This window comes from Paenibacillus sp. FSL K6-2524, assembly GCF_038005525.1.
GTDB classification, from domain to species: domain Bacteria; phylum Bacillota; class Bacilli; order Paenibacillales; family Paenibacillaceae; genus Fontibacillus; species Fontibacillus anaericanus.
In genome coordinates this window covers 544,622-565,344 of record NZ_JBBOSP010000001.1, presented here as the reverse complement: position 1 = coordinate 565,344, position 20,723 = coordinate 544,622, and the positions used below count along the sequence as shown (strand labels likewise).

At 41.3% G+C, this 20,723-nt stretch carries 22 protein-coding genes; 10 read left to right on the top strand and 12 right to left on the bottom strand.

All coding sequences use genetic code 11. The annotated features are described in order from the left end of the window. Positions 1-217: 217 nt before the first annotated feature. A complete protein-coding gene (locus NST85_RS02450) occupies positions 218-1,516 on the bottom strand; it encodes an alpha-glucosidase/alpha-galactosidase (protein ID WP_341188441.1) in 1,299 nt (432 codons plus the stop codon). Between the two features lie 213 nt (positions 1,517-1,729). Here NST85_RS02450 and NST85_RS02445 point away from each other — a divergent pair, with 213 nt between their 5' ends. The 5 genes from NST85_RS02445 to NST85_RS02425 all read left to right on the top strand — a co-directional run bounded on the left by NST85_RS02445 (position 1,730) and on the right by NST85_RS02425 (position 6,860). Beyond that, complete coding sequence (locus NST85_RS02445) at positions 1,730-2,575, top strand: AraC family transcriptional regulator (protein WP_341188440.1); 846 nt, start codon at positions 1,730-1,732, stop codon at positions 2,573-2,575. 140 nt (positions 2,576-2,715) lie between these two features. Then, entirely contained in the window at positions 2,716-4,356 is a 1,641-nt protein-coding gene (locus tag NST85_RS02440) for a spore germination protein (protein WP_341188439.1), read from the top strand. Further along, complete coding sequence (locus NST85_RS02435; RefSeq protein ID WP_341188438.1) at positions 4,304-5,407, top strand: GerAB/ArcD/ProY family transporter; 1,104 nt, start codon at positions 4,304-4,306, stop codon at positions 5,405-5,407. Before NST85_RS02440 ends, NST85_RS02435 begins: the two co-directional genes overlap by 53 nt. Further along, positions 5,400-6,620: a Ger(x)C family spore germination protein gene (locus NST85_RS02430; protein ID WP_341188437.1), complete on the top strand. Its 1,221-nt coding sequence runs from the start codon at positions 5,400-5,402 to the stop codon at positions 6,618-6,620. The genes NST85_RS02435 and NST85_RS02430 overlap by 8 nt, the downstream gene beginning before the upstream one ends. Before the next feature lie 51 nt (positions 6,621-6,671). Next, positions 6,672-6,860 (top strand): CLC_0170 family protein, encoded by a 189-nt coding sequence (locus NST85_RS02425; protein WP_341188436.1) that lies wholly within the window; start codon positions 6,672-6,674, stop codon positions 6,858-6,860. Here NST85_RS02425 and NST85_RS02420 read toward each other — a convergent pair. From NST85_RS02420 to NST85_RS02405, 4 genes are all read right to left on the bottom strand, one after another. Further along, the gene (locus NST85_RS02420) at positions 6,837-7,607 is read right to left on the bottom strand and encodes a CPBP family intramembrane glutamic endopeptidase (RefSeq protein WP_341188435.1); all 771 of its coding nucleotides are present in this window, start codon (positions 7,605-7,607) and stop codon (positions 6,837-6,839) included. The genes NST85_RS02425 and NST85_RS02420 overlap by 24 nt on opposite strands. Beyond that, complete coding sequence (locus tag NST85_RS02415; protein WP_127193083.1) at positions 7,588-8,130, bottom strand: PadR family transcriptional regulator; 543 nt, start codon at positions 8,128-8,130, stop codon at positions 7,588-7,590. The genes NST85_RS02420 and NST85_RS02415 overlap by 20 nt, the downstream gene beginning before the upstream one ends. A 180-nt stretch (positions 8,131-8,310) precedes the next feature. After that, complete coding sequence (locus tag NST85_RS02410; protein WP_127193084.1) at positions 8,311-9,168, bottom strand: DUF6544 family protein; 858 nt, start codon at positions 9,166-9,168, stop codon at positions 8,311-8,313. Then, positions 9,161-9,622 carry a MarR family winged helix-turn-helix transcriptional regulator gene (locus NST85_RS02405; protein ID WP_127193085.1) on the bottom strand — a complete coding sequence of 154 codons (462 nt, stop codon included), beginning with the start codon at positions 9,620-9,622 and terminating at the stop codon, positions 9,161-9,163. Before NST85_RS02405 ends, NST85_RS02410 begins: the two co-directional genes overlap by 8 nt. A 217-nt stretch (positions 9,623-9,839) precedes the next feature. On the opposite strand from NST85_RS02405, the gene NST85_RS02400 reads away from it, so the two are divergent. From NST85_RS02400 to NST85_RS02390, 3 genes are read left to right on the top strand one after another with little or no spacing between them, the layout of a single operon-like run. Further along, positions 9,840-10,241, top strand: coding sequence for a hypothetical protein (locus NST85_RS02400; protein ID WP_341188434.1), 402 nt, complete (start codon positions 9,840-9,842; stop codon positions 10,239-10,241). Next, positions 10,189-10,845, top strand: coding sequence for a phosphodiester glycosidase family protein (locus NST85_RS02395; RefSeq protein ID WP_341188433.1), 657 nt, complete (start codon positions 10,189-10,191; stop codon positions 10,843-10,845). Before NST85_RS02400 ends, NST85_RS02395 begins: the two co-directional genes overlap by 53 nt. Positions 10,846-10,851: 6 nt before the next feature. Then, a complete protein-coding gene (locus tag NST85_RS02390; RefSeq protein ID WP_246054192.1) occupies positions 10,852-11,640 on the top strand; it encodes a glycosyltransferase family 2 protein in 789 nt (262 codons plus the stop codon). A 108-nt stretch (positions 11,641-11,748) separates the two neighbouring features. Here NST85_RS02390 and NST85_RS02385 read toward each other — a convergent pair whose 3' ends face one another. The 7 genes from NST85_RS02385 to NST85_RS02355 form a co-directional block, all read right to left on the bottom strand. After that, positions 11,749-13,050: a pyrimidine-nucleoside phosphorylase gene (locus NST85_RS02385; RefSeq protein ID WP_127193087.1), complete on the bottom strand. Its 1,302-nt coding sequence runs from the start codon at positions 13,048-13,050 to the stop codon at positions 11,749-11,751. A 76-nt stretch (positions 13,051-13,126) separates the two neighbouring features. Continuing rightward, positions 13,127-14,305 (bottom strand): NupC/NupG family nucleoside CNT transporter, encoded by a 1,179-nt coding sequence (locus tag NST85_RS02380; protein ID WP_127193088.1) that lies wholly within the window; start codon positions 14,303-14,305, stop codon positions 13,127-13,129. A gap of 48 nt (positions 14,306-14,353) precedes the next feature. Continuing rightward, positions 14,354-15,022, bottom strand: coding sequence for a deoxyribose-phosphate aldolase (gene deoC / locus NST85_RS02375; RefSeq protein WP_341188432.1), 669 nt, complete (start codon positions 15,020-15,022; stop codon positions 14,354-14,356). Between the two features lie 124 nt (positions 15,023-15,146). Beyond that, positions 15,147-15,665: a YfiT family bacillithiol transferase gene (locus NST85_RS02370; RefSeq protein ID WP_127193090.1), complete on the bottom strand. Its 519-nt coding sequence runs from the start codon at positions 15,663-15,665 to the stop codon at positions 15,147-15,149. Between the two features lie 31 nt (positions 15,666-15,696). After that, a complete protein-coding gene (locus NST85_RS02365) occupies positions 15,697-16,485 on the bottom strand; it encodes a GNAT family N-acetyltransferase (protein WP_445671140.1) in 789 nt (262 codons plus the stop codon). 14 nt (positions 16,486-16,499) lie between these two features. Next, positions 16,500-17,342, bottom strand: a complete 843-nt coding sequence (locus NST85_RS02360; protein WP_341188431.1) for a CPBP family intramembrane glutamic endopeptidase — start codon at positions 17,340-17,342, stop codon at positions 16,500-16,502. Positions 17,343-17,481: 139 nt separating this feature from the next. Continuing rightward, complete coding sequence (locus NST85_RS02355; protein ID WP_341188430.1) at positions 17,482-17,751, bottom strand: hypothetical protein; 270 nt, start codon at positions 17,749-17,751, stop codon at positions 17,482-17,484. 167 nt (positions 17,752-17,918) lie between these two features. Between NST85_RS02355 and NST85_RS02350 the strand changes: the two genes are divergently transcribed. Then, positions 17,919-19,523, top strand: coding sequence for a spore germination protein (locus NST85_RS02350; RefSeq protein ID WP_341188429.1), 1,605 nt, complete (start codon positions 17,919-17,921; stop codon positions 19,521-19,523). A gap of 3 nt (positions 19,524-19,526) precedes the next feature. After that, positions 19,527-20,723, top strand: coding sequence for a Ger(x)C family spore germination protein (locus NST85_RS02345; RefSeq protein WP_341188428.1), 1,197 nt, complete (start codon positions 19,527-19,529; stop codon positions 20,721-20,723).

The window sequence follows — 20,723 nt, the reverse complement described above, 5'->3', positions numbered from 1 at the left end:
TATACTTCTACTATTAGAAATCACTGATTTCGGTTTAGAGCCCTAAAATTATCATAAGAGTGCTCGTAATACACTCTTACTATTTGGAAATATTCCAGTTAATTCAACCGATTCTACGTCATTATTACTTTAAATAGTCAAATTAGATAGAGGCAAACACAAAGAGACATCCTCTCCCCTTAAACTGGGATTGGATGCCTCCTTAATATAGTAATAATTATTTAAAAGTCGGAAGCCAGCTACCATGTGCTTCGATAAGGTCGTCACACATCGCAACGATATCATCTATAGACAACTCTGCCGCCGTATGTGGGTCCAGCATGGCAGCGTGGTAAATATGTTCCTTCTTCCCGGTAATAGCAGCTTCAATAGTGAGCAATTGTGTGTTAATATTCGTTCTGTTCAAAGCAGCTAGTTGTGGTGGTAGGTCTCCCACATACGTCGGGTTGATACCCGAGGCATCTACAAGACAAGGTACTTCTACACATGCTTCCTTAGGCAGGTTGGTAATCAGGCCTGTATTCATTACATTGCCGCCGATTTTATAGGGATTATTTGTCTCCATCGCTTCCAGCATATACGAAGCATATTCCAAACTTCGGACATGCTCAATATTCTGACTAGCAAATATTTTCTCGCGCATATCGGACCAGCCCTTGATCTGTTCGATGCAGCGGCGAGGGTATTCATCCAGTGGAATGTTGAAGCGTTCAATTAGCTCGGGATAGTTCTTTTTAATAAAATATGGATGGTACTCCGCACTATGCTCGGACGATTCCGTCACATAATAACCGAAGCGAAGCATAAGCTCGTACCGGACCATATCATGATGACTCTCTTTCTGCTTCTCCGCTGCTCGGCGTTTGATCTCAGGATATAAATCCACTCCATCCCGAGATACTTCCAGCAACCAAGCCATATGATTAATGCCTGCAATCTTTGTTTTGAGGCCGTCTTTATTCATATCCAATGCATCAAACAGATCCGACACACAGGTCTGTACGCTATGGCAAAGACCCACTGTCTTGATTCCACCAACAGTGTTCATTACATTCGTTAACACAGCCATCGGATTCGTATAGTTGAAGAACCAAGCATCTGGACACACTTCCTGCATATCCTTGGCAAAATCGAGCATTACCGGAATCGTCCGTAGATTCCGGAAGACCCCGCCTATTCCAAGCGTATCCGCAATGGTCTGACGTAGACCATACTTCTTAGGTATTTCAAAATCTGTAATCGTACATGGGTCGTAACCACCTACCTGAATCGCATTAATCACATATTTGGCGCCATTTAGAGCAGCTCTCCGGTCGCTATATGCCCTCACTGTGCAACGACTGCCAAGCGATTGTCTCATACTATCAAGCAATTTCTCTGAGTCACTCAGTCGTTCCATATTAATATCAAATAAAGCGAGTTCAAATCCCTGTAATGCTTCGGTCAACATCACATCGCCGAGAACATTTTTAGCAAAAACCGTACTACCTGCACCTATAAAAGTAATTTTGGACATTACATGTTCGCCTCCAATGAATAAGTAAGAATGCACCTTAACTATAGACATTAATGCGACAAAACGACATGGATCAATCTATTACTTACATGTCATAATCCCAGAAATAAATCCGATTTCATGATGTATTGTCCAATATTACTTGTTATAATGTGAGGATCAATATTCTATCATTTACTTATTTTTAGAACTCCATGGGAGGATGGCCTGTGCATGTCTCGAATTAATATCACCTTCACCAGTGAAACGTTACTAGGTCAGTTGGATCTTAATTTACTATTCTTCGGTAAGGAAGAGTGTCTGCCCAGTCATACTTGGGGGCCCGGCTTGCGCGATTCCTACATTCTTCATTACATTCATAGTGGATGTGGAATCTTTGGTAGGGGGGAACAGAGTCACTTTTTAACCGCTGGACAGGGTTTTCTCATCCCGCCAAGTACAATTGTTCATTACCAAGCTAACGAAAATGATCCCTGGACCTATTCCTGGGTCGGTTTCAATGGCTTGCATGCCAAATCGTTCATGCAACGCGCGAATTTAAGTCCTCCTCATCTCGTCTACGAAACTGGAAGTGATAGCCGACCTCATTTCGAATCATTCTATGAGGATCTGCTGAATGCCCGGTCGTTGCGTAACGGAGATGTACTCAGTCAAAGTATTCTATATCGACTTATGGCCGAATTAATTTCCAGCTCTAAGGCACCTCTCCCAGACACCAAGCCCTCTCCCTCCAAGGAATCTTATCTTAATCAGGCGATCGGATTTATAGAGAACAACTATAGTCAGAAGATCTCGATTCTGGATATCGCTGCTTCTGTCGGTCTAGACCGAACCTACTTATCCAGCCTGTTCAAAATAAAGTTCGGCGTATCACTTCAGACCTTCCTACTAGAGTACCGTATGAATCGTGCTACCGAGTTGCTCCGTAATCCAGAACTGTCTGTCAGCGACATTTCCCGCTCAGTGGGTTATGCCGATCCGTTTCTCTTCTCCAAAATGTTCAAGAAGGTTACTGGGAGTTCTCCCAGAAACTCACGAAATATACTTTCAGAGGACTAAATTAATAACAAAACAATCCTATTATTTGTAATACCTCGGATGTATCGGGGTTTTTTTCTTATTTTGGGAAAATTACATAATTTTCATTCCTTCGAGCCAAACTCTATACAGTAGACTATTCGTAGTATGGAGGTACAGCCATGAAGGAGCGGAATCGGAAATCCTTATCTTTTGGAGACACTCCAGCCAATGACGACAACAAACAGAAAAGACTCAACATTACTCTGGATGAAAATCTGCAAGCTATCCGGCAGGTGTTTAAAAAAGATAGCGACCTTGTAATCCGCAGCTTTCGACTATACGGCTTGTATGAAGCTGCGATTATTTTTTTCTCCTCCATGACGAATCAGGATCAGATTCATGAGCATGTACTCAAACCTTTAATGCTTGTTCCCTCCGATTCCGCTGAAATTCCAGATATATTGAATGACCTTCCTGACTACATCTGGAATATGACGGTTCATATTGCTCGAGGTGGCAAAACAGTAGATATTAACTCCCTACCAGCCTTAATCATTCAAGGAAATGTTATTCTCCTGGTAAACGGCATGGAACAGGCACTTTATATCGACATGCGAAAAATTGAACATCGGAGCGTTGAACAGCCACAAACAGAACAAACTATTCGCGGTTCACGTGAAGGATTTAGCGAGAATTTGCAAGCAAATTTATCTCTGCTCCGCTATCGATTGCAAACTCCCGATTTTCGCGTTATGACCAGTCCATTTGGGGTTCGAACACGTTCAGAGGTAGCTATTTGCTATATTGAGGGTATTGCCAACCCCGCATTAATAGAAGAGGTTACCAGAAGATTATCCTTAATCGATATTGATGGCATTATTGATTCGGGATATATTGAGCAATTCATTGAGGATCAACCCTTATCGCCGTTCCCACAAATACAGCCAACCGAACGCCCAGACAAATCCACCGTGGCCTTATTGGAAGGCCGAGTTGTCATTCTAGTAGACGGATCGCCCTTTTCCCTCATTATCCCAGCGCTTTTCGATCAATTTTTCCAGACGATAGATGATTATACCGAACGATTTATTGTGGGTAGCCTTATTCGTTTTATCCGTCTGATCGCCTTGATCTTTTCCCTCTTTTTCCCGTCCTTATATGTATCCATTATCTCCTTCAACCCTGAATTATTGCCTACTGAATTTGCTGTAGCAATATCAGGTGGAAGAGCAGGCGTACCCTTTCCAGCAGTATTGGAGGTGCTGATTATGGAAGTATTTATGGAGGTGCTACGCGAAGCAACCATCCGTTTGCCCAAAATGATAGGGGGCGCTCTTTCCATTGTAGGCGTTCTTGTTATCGGACAAGCAGCTGTATCAGCAGGTCTATCCAGTCCGACTACTGTCGTCGTAGTCGCCTTAACTACAATTGGTTCTTTTGCCACACCTGCATACAATGCTGCTATCGCTTTGAGAATGCTGAGATTCCCACTGGTTATATTGGCAGGACTCTTCGGATTATACGGAGTTATGATCGGTACCCTTGTCATCGTTAACCATTTATTATTTTTGGAATCCTTTGGTGTTCCTTACATGACACCCTTTGTCCCTACTAAGTGGAGGGACTTAAGAGATAGTCTCATCCGCGCTCCCTTATGGTGGATGAGACGGCGCCCGAGCTTTCTAAACACTGTGGACTCCTCTCGACTACCCAGAGATCTGCCGAAGGTATACTCCGATATGATTTTTAAGGAGAAAGGTGAACCCTATGAACAACAACCGCCCCATAACGACGATCCAAGTCGTGGCGGTAATCGTTAGTACGATTATCGGTATTGGTATCTTAAGTTTCCCTCGGTATATGGTTGAAGCTGCTGAGAGCGCTGCCCCCCTGGTGGCTGCATCAGGAATTATCATCGCTTTCTTAAGCTGCTGGTTTACAGCCTCCGTCTGCCGAAAATTCCCGGATGAGAATCTGTTTGTGTTCAGTCGGCGACTGTTGGGAACTGGCATAGCAGATTTCTTCTCGGTTCTTATTTTGTTGTTTTTTGCTATTTCTACCGGTATCACCATTCGCCAATTTGGCGAAGTATGTATCACAGTTGTCTTTAGAAAGACACCTATTGAAGCGGTCATCCTAATCATGCTACTTATGACGGCTCTGTCCATTCGGCGAAATATCATTAAATTTACATACATACATTCCTTTTATTTACCATTTATTTTATTGTCTATTCTTAGTATTACGCTGATAGCCATGAAGAACGTAGATCTATTGAATCTACTACCGTTAACCGGAAATTACCCCTCCCTTTCCAGCCTTTCGAAGGGAATGTTTTACTCTGCCTCGCTTTATCAAGGCACCTTTATCCTGATACTGTTAGTTCCGCTGATGAAGAAACCCAAACAGGTACTAAAGGCGGGTTCTATAGCACTCGTTTTTATTGGAGTCATATATATGTTGATTGTTATTGTCAGCTTAGGTTTATTCGGTGCCCAAGAAACAAAACTTCTCTTTTACCCTACCCTAGAGACGGCCAGATCGATTTCTATCGGTTCCGGTCTATTGGAGCGTTTCGATGCAATATTCATTATTGTTTGGGTAGTTTCTGTGTTTACTTCACTTTTTACCAACTATTATTTGACGGCTTACTCTTTTCGGGAAATAACCCGTTTCAAGGATCATCGTCTGATCTCTAATTTCCTTCTACCCTTTATTTTTGTTGTCTCCCTCTTACCGAGAGATGTTTACCAGGTCAATAATATTGCTTCCACTACCGCACATATCGGCCTGGTCCTTTTAACTTTCTATCCTCTTTTACTATGGTTGACAGCAATTATTCGCAAAAAGGGAGGGGTATCCCATGAATAATGGAATTCACAAACGCGTAATCCTCCTCGTTATACTCTCCATATTGTCTGGTTTACTTGCTGGTTGCTGGGATCAACTCGAAATTGAAGACCGTGCACTTGTGCTTGGACTATCCATAGATAATGTACCAGCAGACAATCAGAAACAGGATGATCAAACTACGCATACTAAGAATAGTATTCATCTTCCCATGCTTCGTGTTACTGCCCAAATTGCCGTTCCGGGAAGAGTTCCACTTGGACCAGGGGGGGAGGGTAGTGGAGGGGCCGGAGATCAAAATCCGGTTTGGGTTATTCAAGTATTTGGACACACCATTGATGACGCGATGAACAATTTGCAACAAGAGATCTCCGACCCCCGTTATCTTATACATCTCCGAGTCATCATTATCAGTGAAGATGTTGCTCGGAACAATCTGAATGATCTGAACGATTATTTGCGTCGCAATCCGGAAGTCCGGCGGCGGACCTGGTTGCTGGTGTCAGAAGGGGAAGCCTCCAAATTCATGAATATTAATCCTCCTCTTCAGCGGGTACCGACACTTTATACCCTGACAACGATGGAGAAGGCAGTGGAATCAGGTAAGTTCCCAGCTGATTATTTAGGGGTATTCTGGTCATCCCAATCCAAATGGGGGGAAAATGGTTATCTCCCTTACATTTCGCTACGTAATAATGAGAATATCTTAATTAAAGGGTTGGCTTATTTCAGCAACGGACTCATGGTAGGATCGACAGTTCCTATTGAAATCGGCGCATATATGTCTATGAAGGGTATTAATCCTGGAGGATATTCCATCCTGTTGAATTCGCCTGAATATGGACCGGTTATGATCAAGGTTAACGATCGTTTCTCCAAGGTAAAGGTTGATATTAAAGATGGAAAACCTTATATCACCTATATTATTACACTGGACACAAGTCTGGATTCCATATTGCACAGCAATGCCCAGGTTAGTTCATCACAGTCTTTAAAAGAACTAAACCTGTACTTCGAGAAGGAAGCATTGAAAATTTTCGGCCGGCTTATTAAAGAGACACAACAAGCGCAATCGGATATCTTCGGAATAGGTGAACATGTCCGCGCCTACGCCCCTTCATTCTGGAGGAAATCTATTCACAGCGAACACGATTGGGAGCAGATGTATTCCGACATCATTATAGAAGTTAAAGTTAAGGCATCTATCCGCAACGTCGGACTCAAAAAAAACTAATGAATTGTCTGAGTGAGCGATGTGTCGTATAACCATGAAAGGGGACACCATATGATAAATCGTCAATTAATTTACATAGCATTATTGCTCCTGATCTCTGGAGGATTACTGCTCACAGTAGATATGAAAATTTATGCTGTCAACCATATGACTAGAGAAAAGAAGTATGCACGTATTTTTGGTTGGGTGCATATTAGTCTGTTTATTCTCGTGATATTATCCCTGCTGTTTTATTTCTAATTTCGGGATAACATTCTGTTTCTTCTTCAAGCTCATAATGAGAATAACAGTGTAGATAGCCAGGACTGCAAGTGCAATCAGATCGAAATAGTTCACACCTGTACTTTCAATACCTAAAAACTGAATCAAGTTATGTAAGAAGTGAAACAAGATGAGTGGAAGAATATTACCGTCCCGAACCATAAGCAGAGCCAACACTGCGCCAACTAAGAGCGAATATACAATCTGTACTGCTGTTGAAGCGGCATCCTGACCCGAAATTAAATTCAGAACATGTGTGAATGCAAACAGAAGACTTGAAGTAACAACGGCTGCGGTCACACTTTTATTTAACATCGCTTTTAAAATTAGTCCCCGATAAACGGTCTCCTCCACAAACCCTACCAATAGAGTGAATGATACAAATTGGATGACCTTGGATAGCGTTACGCCATCAAAACCCTCTATTCCAATGATGATTAGCACCAAAATCAGTGGAAAATAGTACAGCCAGTTTCTCTTGGGTATCGTGGAAAGTGAACGGAATCCCACACTCCCCCACTTCTTTGTCCAGGTTAAATAAATGATGAGTGCCAGCGCGATCGGAGTAAATGAGACCCAAATAGCCGATGTATAGTCCAGTTCCTTAATCGTGGCAATCGCACCACCCACCGTGACTACGAACAGGAGTAGCACCTCAACAATAATAACGAACAGAATCGGACGTTTCACAAAAAAAGATGATTTATTACTTTGAGTTTGGGACATGGAGATCATTCCTCTCTTTTATGTTTTGAATCCACTCTTTAACTAAGGTTAGTTGACTTATCCCATTAAATAGAACAGATACTCTGTAGTAATAGTCCCCAGGATTCGGGAGTGATGCAAGCTCCTGCGAAACGATCTGTTGCACCGTCCCTAGCCCTTTAATTTCTTGCTCCAGCCTGTAGAGATATTCGGATAGGCGTTGCTCACGGGTAGCCTCATCTAAATGATCATAGAAAAAGATTCTACCTAGCAGTTCATTTCGAGGTGTCTCTATCGGCTCTGCTAACCAAGTTAAAAATGTCTCTTTCCCACTCGGTAGCAAGGTATAAATTTTCTTATTCTTACTGTTCTCAGTTTCCATTACAGACACGTAGCTTTTCTCGGTTAATCGCTTCAAGGCTGGATACAGACTGCCATAACTTGCTTTAAGAAAAAATCCAAATGAACTATCTATCGTCTTCTTGATGTCGTATCCACTCATAGGTTGTTCCAACAATAGGCCTAAAATTACGTTTTCCAACATTCCCTCTCACCTCTTATATATATCTATACGATATATCGTCTTGATACATATAATAAAGTATTTCCAGTTAAAGTCAAGGGTTATTTTTCCACAAAAAAAAAAAAGAAACATAGCAATTGAACGCCGTTACGCGTACATTACCATGCTCCTGTGCTCATGTTCCCTCTTTGCCCTGTCTATCTACTTTAATTTTGTAACATTGTATTCAGCAAGCTTCATATGAAATTTCGCGTAAACAAAATCTCCACCCTCTAAGTGCCAAATCCCTTCACCATAAGCAGGAAATTTCACTCCATTTACGGTTTGATAATCTTTGACTGGAGTACTCCACTTTGTCTTTATGGACTCTCCATCCGATGTTGTATAATACCTATCCTCCGTTACAAAATCAACCAATGCACCTTCTGTATTAAAATACAGTATCGCTGACACCTTCATACCCTTGTCTTCTATTGAACACTCTACCCTTTGGTCATCTATTGAATTCCAAGTAATTCTTGAATCAACTAATGCAGCAGGAGATAGCAAGCTAATATCATTTAATAACGTGACCAACTCCGCTTGATCCATTTTTTCACCAGATTCATCAGCCACTTTAATCACAGACGCTAATTTAATTAACATTCTACCTTTACCTTCAATATAAGAATCAATACCTGTTAGTGGAATACCGAATATCTTCCCCTTTATATAGAACAATCTTGTATATTGGTCATAAAAATTATGCTGGTCGACTACAACCTTCATCCAAGGCTTATCCAGCCCTTGCTTCATTTCTCCTTCAATTTTCATATGTAAATTATGTACTTTGGGTTTGCCGACTGCCCCAACATAATGTAGATATTTCTTCACGGGTGCTGGTAGGTCTGCAATATCCTCTTGAGTTAATATATCCTGTGTTACTTCCAGGGTAGAAAAGGCTTTGTTTACCTTATCTTCATAACTTGTTCTCATCGTCCACGCTCCATAAATGCAGATTCCAACTATAAATATGATTATGATGCCAATAATACTGAGCAATATTTTCTTCTTACTCACTATACTTCTCTCCAATTTTATGAATATTACTAAACACCTGACTAAAACCTCTCAACATGACTTCAATTTCATTAGCAGGCACTCCACTAAATAGGCTCTTAATAAATTCCTTATCCTGTTCCTCTCTCCCCGCCCAGAACTGCCCACTTTTCTTCGTCAAACTCAGTCGAACCACCCTACTATCCTTGGCATCCTTATCGATGGTTAGAAAACCTTTGTTTTGGAGCTTCAATGCGATCTGTTTCAGATTCTGTCTTGAACTACCTAGTTCTTTCGCCACCTCCGACAATGTAGGGTGATACTCTCCGAACCTTTCAATAATCACCATCAGGAACCACTGTTTGGTTGTGATCTCCTCCAAGTAGCTATCTCCAATGATTTGGAGCCGATTTGAAAGTAGAAATATTTCCCCGAATAATTGCGCTTGTTGATCTATTGGTGCCTGGTTTTTCATTATTTCTATCCTCCATCACTATAAAGGTAATATCTTCCCTATTTAGGTAACATATTACCTTTGTGATTATTTGTCAATGAACTTATCTGCACATCCCCCTCCATCCAAAACTTTCAACTTACTTTCAACACTCTTTCACCTTGCGTTCAGCTTTAATTCAGCTACTGCAAGTATCATGATGGCTAGACATTCTCCTTTCGCTTAGAAAGGGCTACTAATGCAATTGGCGAGGTGGAGTTCCACTTATGGTAAAAACAATAAGGTTGATAAAACGACAATCAAACTGACATCCAAGAGATCCAAACGAAAGCTGTACATCATTCTTATCGTGATCATTCTAGCTATAGGAGCAATAATCTATGGACTCGCAGATCGCTACTTAATTGAACATGTTGAAATTGTCGTATCTGATGATCAGGTAACCACCGATAGCGCGAGTAAGGGGGATGGCACGAAGGTTAACGCAACTTACGATGACTGGAATTATACAAGTGATGACATCCAGATCAAGATTGACCAAGTACAGACGGGGTCTGGATCTGATCAAATTACCTACTATGTAGCGGATGTCAAAATTTCAAGATTCAAACAACCTGCTCTCCGCATTCGCAGACAATAGCTTTGGACGTAACATCATAGAGAACACCTCGGAGATCGCATCCAATAACGACGCCATCTTTGCAATCAATGGTGATTACTATGGCTTCCGTAATGATGGTGTCATCATTCGCAATGGGACCTTATACAGAGATAGTCCAGTACGAACGGCCTTGGCATTGTTCAATGACGGGGCGATACAATCTTTCGATGAGACACAGATCTCCTCCTCTGAGCTACTGGCAGACGGTGTCACCAACACATTGTCCTTCGGACCCGTGCTAATCGAAGATGGCAAAATGGTAGAGGATTTCAGCCATGTCATGATCGACACCAATTTTGGCAATCGCTCTATACAAGGGGCTAATCCCCGAACCGGTATAGGGATGATCGCCCCCAATCACTATATTTTCATCGTGGTAGATGGACGTAAAGAAGGATACAGCCGAGGGATGACCTTACCTGAATTTGCACAAGTATTTGCTGATCTTGGATGTACCGAAGCCTATAATTTGGACGGTGGTGGTTCATCCACCATGTATTTCATGGGCCGGATCGTCAATAACCCACAGGGCAAAAACCGCGAGCGGGGTGTCAGCGACATACTCTATATCAAAGAGAGGTAGATTAACATGAAGGTAACGGTACTGATTCCAGCCTATGAACCCGACATAAGATTACTGGACCTGATTCAGCAGTTAAATACACTCTTGAATGTTTCGATCCTTGTAGTGGATGACGGCAGCGGCGAACGATACCGTGAGATTTTTCAGTCTGTAGAGGCATGTGGATGTACCGTCTTACGACATGATATTAATCGCGGTAAAGGTCGTGCCCTCAAAACTGGATTTCTCCATTTACAAGAAACAGAAGTACAAGGAAAGGTGGTCTGCGCGGATAGTGATGGGCAACATTCGCCTGCAGATATCATGAAGGTTGTCCATGCTTTGGAGAACCATGATCATCAACTTGTACTCGGAAGTCGGCGATTCAGCGGGAAGGTTCCACTGCGGAGTCGCTTTGGTAACGCGGTCACACGAGGAATATTCACCTTGACAACAGGCACCAAAATCTACGATACGCAAACTGGGCTACGTGGCTATTCAGCTTCGATGCTGGACTTTCTTTGTCAGATTCCGGGTGAACGCTTTGAATATGAAATGAACATGCTGTTGATGGCCCATAAGGACGGTTACGCTATTGTTGAAGAATATATCGATACTATCTATTTGGATAATAATAAATCGTCGCATTTCCGTCCTCTTGTAGATTCTTTCAGAGTGTATCTTCCCATCCTCATGTTTAGTGCTTCTTCTGTACTTTCAGCCATACTGGACTTCACGCTGTTATTCATTCTCCAAAGCCTCACGGACAATTTGTTCTTATCTGTGACCACTCTTTGTGGCGAAGCTACTGACTGAGGCATCGATCTTCTTCTTCAGCTATTGGGCCCAGGTTAAATATGTATACTAATGCACAAGGGGACTCCAAGGTAAACTTACCATTACCTTGGAGTCCCCTTATTATCTTTACTCCGTCACAATATCATAAATAAGAATAGGCGATTCCGCATGATCGCTAATGCGAATATTCTCATAAATCTTGGTCATGACGTCATCTACATTCTCTCGATTAGAATGAATCGTCACTAATGACTCTCCAACCTTAACCGAATCACCCACCTTTTTGTTAAGCATCAGGCCAACGGCTAGGTCAATAACTGAATCCTTCGTCGCTCGACCAGCACCTAATAACATAGCAGCGGTACCAATCTCGTCAGCTACTATCTCAGCCACTACACCATCTTCTTTGGCAGGAACTTCAATTTGGTATTTCGCTTGTGGTAATTTCTCTGGATGATCTACAACCGATGAATCGCCACCTTGATTGGCAATGAAATCCTTGAATTTATTTAAGGCTTTACCATTGCTTATAACCTCTTGGAGCATTTTTTCAGCTTCTTCAAGTGAGCTTGCTTTATTTGCCAAGAACACCATTTGTCTTCCTAAAGCTAGGCAAAGTTCTTCTAAGTCTTTGGGTCCTTTTCCTTGTAAAGTATCAATCGCTTCTTTCACTTCAAGTGCGTTACCAATAGCAAATCCAAGCGGCTGGCTCATATCGGAAATAACAGCCATGGTCTTGCGCCCCACATTGTTCCCTATGCTTACCATAGCATGTGCTAGTTCCTTGGCATCCTCTACGCTTTTCATAAATGCGCCGGCCCCTGTCTTCACATCCAGTACAATTGCATCAGACCCAGCGGCGATTTTCTTACTCATAATAGAGCTGGCGATAAGTGGTATTGCATCGACTGTCGCGGTTACGTCACGTAGTGCATACAACTTTTTATCCGCAGGTGTAAGATTGCCTGATTGACCGATGACCGCAATCTTATCCTTATTCACCAATTTCACAAATTCCTCATTACTGATCTCTACATGGAACCCTGCAATGGCCTCCAATTTATCGATTGTCCCCCCAGTATGACCTAATCCACGACCAGACATCTTAGCAACTGGGATGTCTAAGGCAGCAACAAGTGGTGCTAAGACAAGTGTTGTTGTATCACCAACACCGCCAGTAGAATGCTTGTCTACCTTCACTCCCTCAATGGCTGATAAGTCGATAGTATCTCCAGAGTTGACCATAGCCATGGTCAGATCGGCCCGTTCCCGCTCGGTCATATCTTGGAAGAAGATTGCCATCGCCAAGGCACTCATTTGATAATCAGGAATTTCATCCTTCGTATAACCTTCAATAATGAAGTTGATTTCCTCCGTTTTCAATTCCTTACCGTCCCGCTTTTTCGCAATAAGATCAACCATTCTCATCCTAAATTCTCCTCGCTATGTGCTTTTATTTGCCGATTGTCAAACCCCCGTCGCACTTGACCTGACAATTCGCCATTTAAATAAATATTCCTGCCACGATGGCAGAAAGGATACTGACTAACGTTGCCCCATAGAGTAATTTCAGACCAAAGCGAGCCACAACATTTCCTTGCTTCTCATCCAAACCTTTTACCGCACCTGAGATAATTCCAATGGACGAGAAATTCGCGAACGAAACCAAGAATACAGATACAATTCCCACTGTCCGCGCGGATAGCTCAGTGTGCTTGTCAAGTTCGAGCATGGCAACAAACTCATTAGAAACCATTTTCGTCGCCATAATACTCCCAGCTGCAACCGCTTCTCCCCATGGAATCCCCATAATAAAAGCAATCGGTGCAAAAATGTAGCCGAGTAGTTGTTGAAATGACACGCCGAGGATCGCACTAAAGAGGCCGTTAATCATCGCAATGATCGCCACAAAACCAATCAACATGGCTGCCACCACAATAGCAACTTTAAAACCATCCATAATGTACTCTCCAAGCATCTCAAAAAACGATTGTTTTTCCTCTTCCTGTACCTCCAGAATATCCTCATCTTTCTCGACAATATACGGGTTGATGATGGAAGCAATAATAAACCCACCAAATAAATTTAACACAAGCGCCGTTACTACATACTCGGGATTTAGTATCTGCATATAGGATCCCACAATGGACATGGAAACGGTAGACATCGCCGAGGCACATAATGTATAGAGCCTGTGTTTCGGTATTTTATGGATCTGTTTTTTGACAGATATAAATACCTCAGATTGCCCTAGAATAGCAGAAGCAACCGCATTATACGACTCCAGCTTACCCATGCCATTCACCTTGCTTAGAACAAGACCAATGTATTTAATTATGATGGGTAAGACTTTAATGTACTGCAAAATACCAATGAGCGCTGATATAAACACAATGGGCAACAACACCGATAAAAAGAATGTGAATTCTCCCTCGTTGAGGATCCCACCAAATACAAAATTAACGCCCTCTGCAGCATACAACAATAGATGCTCGAACACACCTGAAATAGCTCTAATCAATAATTCTCCAACAACTGTATTTAATAATACAGCCGCTAAAATAATCTGCATAATGACCATAAGGATCAATGGTCGATAGCGGATCTTTCTCTTATCATTGCTGGCAATGTAAGTGAGCACAAAAACGATTAGTATTCCTAGTATTGTTATTAGATATCTCATCGTTGCTTCTCCTAGTTGTCAATTGGATTCGGACTGGTTAATTCATGATCAATACGACGATGTGGATTGTCCACCCTCCATAATTTTTACGCCTGAACTAGCGCCAATTCTAGATGCACCTGCCGCGATCATTTTTTCCATATCTTCAAGATTACGTACTCCACCGGAGGCCTTAACCCCAACTTTTTCACCAACCGTTTGTCGCATTAAAGCTACATCTTCCGCCGTTGCTCCGCCTGTTGAGAAGCCTGTCGAAGTTTTAACAAAGTCTGCACCCGCTTTGACTGCTAATTGACTTGCGATTTTCTTTTCTTCATCTGTTAAAATGCATGTTTCAATAATCACCTTTACTAGTGCCTTGCCAGCTGCAGCAACAACGACTGCCTTGATATCTTGCTCGACAAGATCATGATTTCCGTCCTTCAAGGCACCAATGTTAATGACCATATCCACCTCTGTTGCTCCATTTTTAATCGCATCACTTGCTTCAAATGCTTTGGTTGCACTGGTATTAGCACCAAGTGGAAAGCCGATCACCGTACATACCTCCACATTTGTATTAGCCAAATGTTCAGCGGCATAAGATACCCATGTTGGATTCACGCATACGGAGGCGAATTCATATTTTTTCGCTTCTTCAATTAATTTGGTAATCTCTGCTTTAGTTGCATCTGCGCGTAAAAGCGTGTGATCGATCATCCTTGCTAAGTTATTCATGTTGATATCACCTTTCTTTGTTCATATCAATTGTCTTATTTGTCTTAACTTACCCTGAACTTACCTGAAATATAAAAAGCCCTTAAAACCAATCTGACATTGGCTTTAAAGGCTTTTCCATATTCTAATCATTTGCTACTATGGATCTAATTTGCGAAATATGATGTTGATTATGCCATATAAATCTTTGAAGAGCTGTATCCATTGTAATTAGCCCTAGTACTTGCGTTCTTAATCTTCTATTAAACGCCTCAGGGCTCAATCCGTTTAGTAAAGTCAGAAACCGACTATGTAGTGTTTCAAGGAGTAAAAGTGAGGTTTCAATAGGGACGTCTTTATAATCACTTAGTTCTGCCCATAAATCTTCACGATAAGAGTCTGAAAGGGGCTCATCTTCTGTCAACGCTCTCTTAAACCTTAGATAAGCGTTCATATCGTTATCCGCTAAATGATGAACAATTTGCTGTATGGTCCAACCATCAGGACGATAGGATGTATGAAGTTGCTTTGGTGTAATATCCTTTAAAAGATTTCTTAGCGTTATTGTAATCCCAGGAATTTGATCTATGAAATTTAAACGCTCTTCTACCGAAGGGTTCGGAATGAGTACAAACTGACCTATTGGAAATTGAACTTTATTCATTTCTGGATGCACTCCATTCGAATATAGATTATCACTCTTCGCCTCGAATTTCTTTAATCCCTTTTCCACCTAAATACGCATGAGCATTTTTTATTTTATCGACGGTTTGAAATCCATACTTGTTATAGACCTTTTCTATTGATTCATTTATTGGAAAAACCCAGAGATTCTCTATTCCTCTATTCATTACTTCTCTTTGTATAAACTGAATTATTACACCGATTAAACCTTTTCCTCTGAACTCTTCAATCGTAGCTACACTTTCCATTCGAGCCTGATCTCCATCTTCAAAAACACATGCGGTAGAGCGAGCTACTCCATCGTATCGAAGAAGATAATGAGTGAAGGCCGGATGATTAAATTGTTCTTTATAGACATTCTCAATGATCTCCATTCCTCCAAACTCTTTAATACTACTCTCTATCTCTAGTGCCTCTTGGTAGTTTTCTTCGGTTACCCTTTCAATCGTAATGCTATTGTTATTAACGATTTCAATCACTCGATTATCCCATAATTGAACGGGGCTCATTAACTCTTCATACATAAAATCTCTTTCTTTTAACTCGGAAATGATATTCTGTTGGTTCTCTAAGTTATAGATATAGAATCTTGGAATGATTGCTCTGGATTCATAAAAATTAATTACTTCATCTACTATTAACTGTGGATCATGACACGTATCGCTTAGATGTGCGTGATTTGCATCATAATAATTCGGATGATCTTCATTGCAAAATATGGAACCCCACTTCGTTTCAATTCGCTCGGTAAATGTTTCTAAGTATGCAAAATCTAGCTTAAGTACATCTTGTAACATCATAATATAGCTACTCCCTATCTAATTATTGTTTCAGAATTGTATTGCCTTCTATAAGCTCTTATACCCAGCCCAACAGCTAAGTATAGAATGGTAGTGATGATCCCACTGATTGGTGATACAAATATTTCTTTGCCTGCGGCAATACTGATATATCCAGATATAACTAAAGGATTAATTAGTGAGTCTTCTACCATATGTAAAATAACACATGGCCAAATGGACTTTGTTACCCTATAAAGTTCAGTATACATCACAGACCAACAAATCATTGTAATGACAGCAACAACGACAAATATAGATCGGTTTACAGGTAGTACTGCTTGCATATCTGTTCCCGATAAAAAAAACAAGTAATAAGGAACATGCCATATTCCCCACACTGATCCAACGATCAGATATAGCTTCCAGTCTTTAAGATTAAGTTTGATGAGTTGTGAAGTTAGGAATCCCCGCCAAACCGTCTCTTCAAAAATATTTTTAATAAAATTAATAATCAATGTACCAAGAAATACCCCAACAAAAACTTTCAGATTAAGTGCGGACAACTCAATCCACTTTGTTGTAGCACCGATAACCAAGATGATTGCTGTTACAACAGGAAAAATCAAAACTGAAGTCAAATACCATTTCATATTACCTTTTAAATTTAGCTTGAAACCAACATCTTTCCAACTTCCCTTTGAGAATATAATGATTGCAAATGCAGTAAGCATAGGCAATACAAGCCATATCCCCATACCGAGCGTGTCACCTTTAGGTTGATCAGTAAGAACAGAGTCTACAAGCACGCCTATCCACCCACTAAAAATAACAACCAAGACAAATATAACAATATTTTGTATCCTTTTTTTATCCATGGAAGCCTCCATTGTATCAAGATTTTGGGAATTCGGTTCACTGATCTAGCATACCGTTGTTTCAAAAAAAAGCGCTCAGTCTCTAGAATGATTTTCATCCTAGACTGGAGCGTTTGTTGTCTGAGCATATTCAATTATTTTATATCTCAGTTTCATCTTTCTTTGATATCTTTATCTCGCTTAAAATAAGATTTTGCTCAGCTATAATTTTTATGAGGTCTTCCATCTGCCTCATCATTTCTTGATGATTTCGATTAAGCTGAGCATTCATTGCACTAACTTCTCCATCTTGTTTAGCAATATTAGAATGATTAATTGCTCCCCTAATAACTGCATAAAGCAACAAAAAACTAATAGCTGTAGAAAACACCCAAATTATAATACCCATAGGAGATTCACTTCCTTTCATTTAACATACAGAAGATGTTCATACTCTTCTAACTGTTCCATATTCATTTAACAGTTCCTGCCTTATTATAGCCCCTCTAATTCTCAAACGATCAAATACCTGTAGAATAAGTCCTCTTCCTTTCGGAGATAATCTGTATAGCAGCTTATGGAAAGGGATAACAATCCATGAAATTTTTGAGCAAAATGATTATGAAGATATTTAAAGGCCCTTCACAAGGACAATCCGATTCAAGTAAGGAAACACACCAGAATCAGGTCAAAACAAAACTTCAGGACAATATTCAACATATAAAAAAAACGCTTGGAAATAGCACGGATCTTATCGTTAGAGAAATTCGGATCGGGACGGACAAACAGATCAAAGCCGCTATATTCTATACGGATGGATTGGCTGATGCCAAGTCTGTACAGAATTTCATTATGGAAACACTCATGATCAATTTCCCGAATTCTAATCTTGATAAGATGCTAGCATCCGGACAAGATAGCTTCCAGATCTTAAAAAATCATATCCTTACCGTTGGAGAGGTTAAGGATGTTTATGAGTTTGATTCCTTGTTCACATCCCTGTTATCAGGAGATGCTATTCTCCTGCTGGATGGATACGCACAAGGGTTCACTCTTGGTATGCGAGGATGGAAAGATCGCGGTGTTACGGAGACTTCCACAGAAACTGTTATTCGGGGACCTAAGGAAGGATTTACAGAGAGCCTTCGCACGAATACCGCGTTAATACGTCGAAAAATAAAAGACCCTCATCTTTGGTTAGAAACAAAAGAAATTGGAAGAGTGACCAAGACTAGCGTGAGCATTATGTACATCAAGGGAATTGTTAATGACAAAGTTGTACAAGAAGTTCACACGCGCTTAGACCGGATCGATATCGATGGGATACTAGAAAGCGGTTATATTGAGGAATTAATCGAAGATGAGACATACACACCTTTCCCAACCGTTTACCATACGGAACGTCCAGATGTCGTTGCCGCCGATCTCTTGGAAGGGAAAATCGCCATATTGGTGGATGGAACTCCAATAGTACTTGTCGTCCCTATTACCCTGATGTCCTTCATTCAGGCTGCGGAGGACTATTATCAGCGCGCAGACATTAGTACCCTTATTCGTATGCTCCGTTTTCTGAGTATATTCATTTCTCTACTAGGTCCATCTCTATATATAGCCATTACCACCTTCCATCAGGAGATGTTGCCAACTTTACTTCTAATTAGTCTGGCTGCGCAACGCGAAGGGGTTCCTTTTCCCGCATTTATTGAAGCACTCATGATGGAGGTATCCTTTGAAATTTTGAGGGAAGCTAGTATACGAATGCCTAAGGCCATAGCCCAATCCATATCCATTGTAGGAACCCTAGTTATAGGAACAGCCGCGGTAGAAGCTGGAATTATCTCCGCTGCTATGGTCATTGTTATTGCCATTACGGCGGTCTCCAGTTTTGTACTGCCTTCCTTCGATCTGTCCATGACCATCAGAATGCTTCGTTTCCCGATGATGATGCTTGCCGCCTCATTCGGTTTATTTGGGATTATCATCGGAGTTATTGCGATTGTTCTTCACTTATGTAGCTTGCGTTCCTTTGGTGTGCCCTATATGAGTCCGTTCGCTCCGTTTATCCTTGAAGAACAAAAGGATTCCATTCTCCGAATGCCCCGTTGGGCCATGTTTTCTCGGCCTAGGCTTATCAGTCGAAAGAACATCATTCGAGAGCAAAGCACCCCTCCAGAAAAACCACAGGACAAAACAGGAGGTTGACCTATGAAACGGACTGGACTCTTGCTTTGTATTTGCATCAGCATAGTTGTATTCGTTACGGGTTGTTGGAACCGCCGTGAGTTAAATGAACTTGCTATTGCTGTTGGTATGGGGATTGATAAATCAGGGGATCAATACGAGGTTAGTGTACAAGTAGTGGAACCAAGTGAAGTCGCAGGTAAAAAAGGAGGTACATCCTCGCCAGTCACCCTGTTTCAAGCGAAGGGACCTAGCATATTAGAAGCCCTTAGGAAGATTACAACGATTAGTCCTCGCTTAATTTATGTAGCTCATTTACGAGTTTTGGTCCTCGGCGAATCATTGGCAAGAGCGGGAATCGCAGACGCCCTTGACTTCATGTCGAGAGAACCTGAAGCACGAAATGACTTCTTTATTGTTGTAGCTAAGGAAGCCAAGGCGAGTGACACGTTAAAGATATTGACCAATCTGGAGAAGGTTCCCTCCGTTAGATTGTTTTCAACTTTGGAGACATCTGAGCAACAGTGGGCACCTACAACGACAGTTAAATTGGATGAACTTATCTCTGTACTAGTAAGTGAGGGGAAAAACCCCGTATTAACCGGGCTCGATCCCTTAGGAGATCTAGCAATAGGTGAAACTCGAAAAAATACTGAGACCGTTAAGTCGCCAGCCGAGTTGCAATACACCGGACTAGCCGTATTTAGAAAAGATAAATTAATCGGTTGGTTAAATGACGAGGAGGGCAAAGCCTATAACTATGTCACTAATCAGATTAAGGGTACTGTCGGCTATGTTTCTTGTCCGGACGGAGGAAGTATATCATTAAAAGTCATTCGCTCTAAAACGAAGGTTAAAGGTAGCGTGAACGATGAACAACCACAAATCGAAATTGAAGTGCGAGCAGAAGCCAATGTAGGCGAAGTTCAATGCCATCTCGATCTGACCAAGAACGAAACAATTGCTGAAGTGGAGAAATGGGCAAATGAGAAGTTGGAAAATTTAATTGAAATGACCGTATCCAGGGTGCAACAAGACTACAAAGCTGATATTTTTGGATTTGGTGAAGTCATTCATCGCTCAAATCCAAAAGCTTGGAAAAAGCTGAAAGATCATTGGGATCAAACTTTTGTGAATCTTCCGGTCCATGTGAAAGTTAATTATAAGATTAGAACCCTAGGTAAGGTATCCAACTCCTTTCTGGAACAACTGAAAGAATAA

Excerpts from the sequence above, each read along its gene's own strand:
- NST85_RS02450 (WP_341188441.1), bottom strand. The coding sequence starts at position 1,516 with ATGTCCAAAATTACTTTTATAGGTGCAGGTAGTACGGTTTTTGCTAAA.
- NST85_RS02445 (WP_341188440.1), top strand. The coding sequence starts at position 1,730 with ATGTCTCGAATTAATATCACCTTCACCAGTGAAACGTTACTAGGTCAG.
- NST85_RS02440 (WP_341188439.1), top strand. The coding sequence starts at position 2,716 with ATGAAGGAGCGGAATCGGAAATCCTTATCTTTTGGAGACACTCCAGCC.
- NST85_RS02435 (WP_341188438.1), top strand. The coding sequence starts at position 4,304 with ATGAACAACAACCGCCCCATAACGACGATCCAAGTCGTGGCGGTAATC.
- NST85_RS02430 (WP_341188437.1), top strand. The coding sequence starts at position 5,400 with ATGAATAATGGAATTCACAAACGCGTAATCCTCCTCGTTATACTCTCC.
- NST85_RS02425 (WP_341188436.1), top strand. The coding sequence starts at position 6,672 with ATGATAAATCGTCAATTAATTTACATAGCATTATTGCTCCTGATCTCT.
- NST85_RS02420 (WP_341188435.1), bottom strand. The coding sequence starts at position 7,607 with ATGTCCCAAACTCAAAGTAATAAATCATCTTTTTTTGTGAAACGTCCG.
- NST85_RS02415 (WP_127193083.1), bottom strand. The coding sequence starts at position 8,130 with ATGTTGGAAAACGTAATTTTAGGCCTATTGTTGGAACAACCTATGAGT.
- NST85_RS02405 (WP_127193085.1), bottom strand. The coding sequence starts at position 9,622 with ATGAAAAACCAGGCACCAATAGATCAACAAGCGCAATTATTCGGGGAA.
- NST85_RS02400 (WP_341188434.1), top strand. The coding sequence starts at position 9,840 with ATGCAATTGGCGAGGTGGAGTTCCACTTATGGTAAAAACAATAAGGTT.
- NST85_RS02395 (WP_341188433.1), top strand. The coding sequence starts at position 10,189 with ATGTCAAAATTTCAAGATTCAAACAACCTGCTCTCCGCATTCGCAGAC.
- NST85_RS02390 (WP_246054192.1), top strand. The coding sequence starts at position 10,852 with ATGAAGGTAACGGTACTGATTCCAGCCTATGAACCCGACATAAGATTA.
- NST85_RS02385 (WP_127193087.1), bottom strand. The coding sequence starts at position 13,050 with ATGAGAATGGTTGATCTTATTGCGAAAAAGCGGGACGGTAAGGAATTG.
- NST85_RS02380 (WP_127193088.1), bottom strand. The coding sequence starts at position 14,305 with ATGAGATATCTAATAACAATACTAGGAATACTAATCGTTTTTGTGCTC.
- deoC (WP_341188432.1), bottom strand. The coding sequence starts at position 15,022 with ATGAATAACTTAGCAAGGATGATCGATCACACGCTTTTACGCGCAGAT.
- NST85_RS02370 (WP_127193090.1), bottom strand. The coding sequence starts at position 15,665 with ATGAATAAAGTTCAATTTCCAATAGGTCAGTTTGTACTCATTCCGAAC.
- NST85_RS02365 (WP_445671140.1), bottom strand. The coding sequence starts at position 16,485 with ATGATGTTACAAGATGTACTTAAGCTAGATTTTGCATACTTAGAAACA.
- NST85_RS02360 (WP_341188431.1), bottom strand. The coding sequence starts at position 17,342 with ATGGATAAAAAAAGGATACAAAATATTGTTATATTTGTCTTGGTTGTT.
- NST85_RS02355 (WP_341188430.1), bottom strand. The coding sequence starts at position 17,751 with ATGAAAGGAAGTGAATCTCCTATGGGTATTATAATTTGGGTGTTTTCT.
- NST85_RS02350 (WP_341188429.1), top strand. The coding sequence starts at position 17,919 with ATGAAATTTTTGAGCAAAATGATTATGAAGATATTTAAAGGCCCTTCA.
- NST85_RS02345 (WP_341188428.1), top strand. The coding sequence starts at position 19,527 with ATGAAACGGACTGGACTCTTGCTTTGTATTTGCATCAGCATAGTTGTA.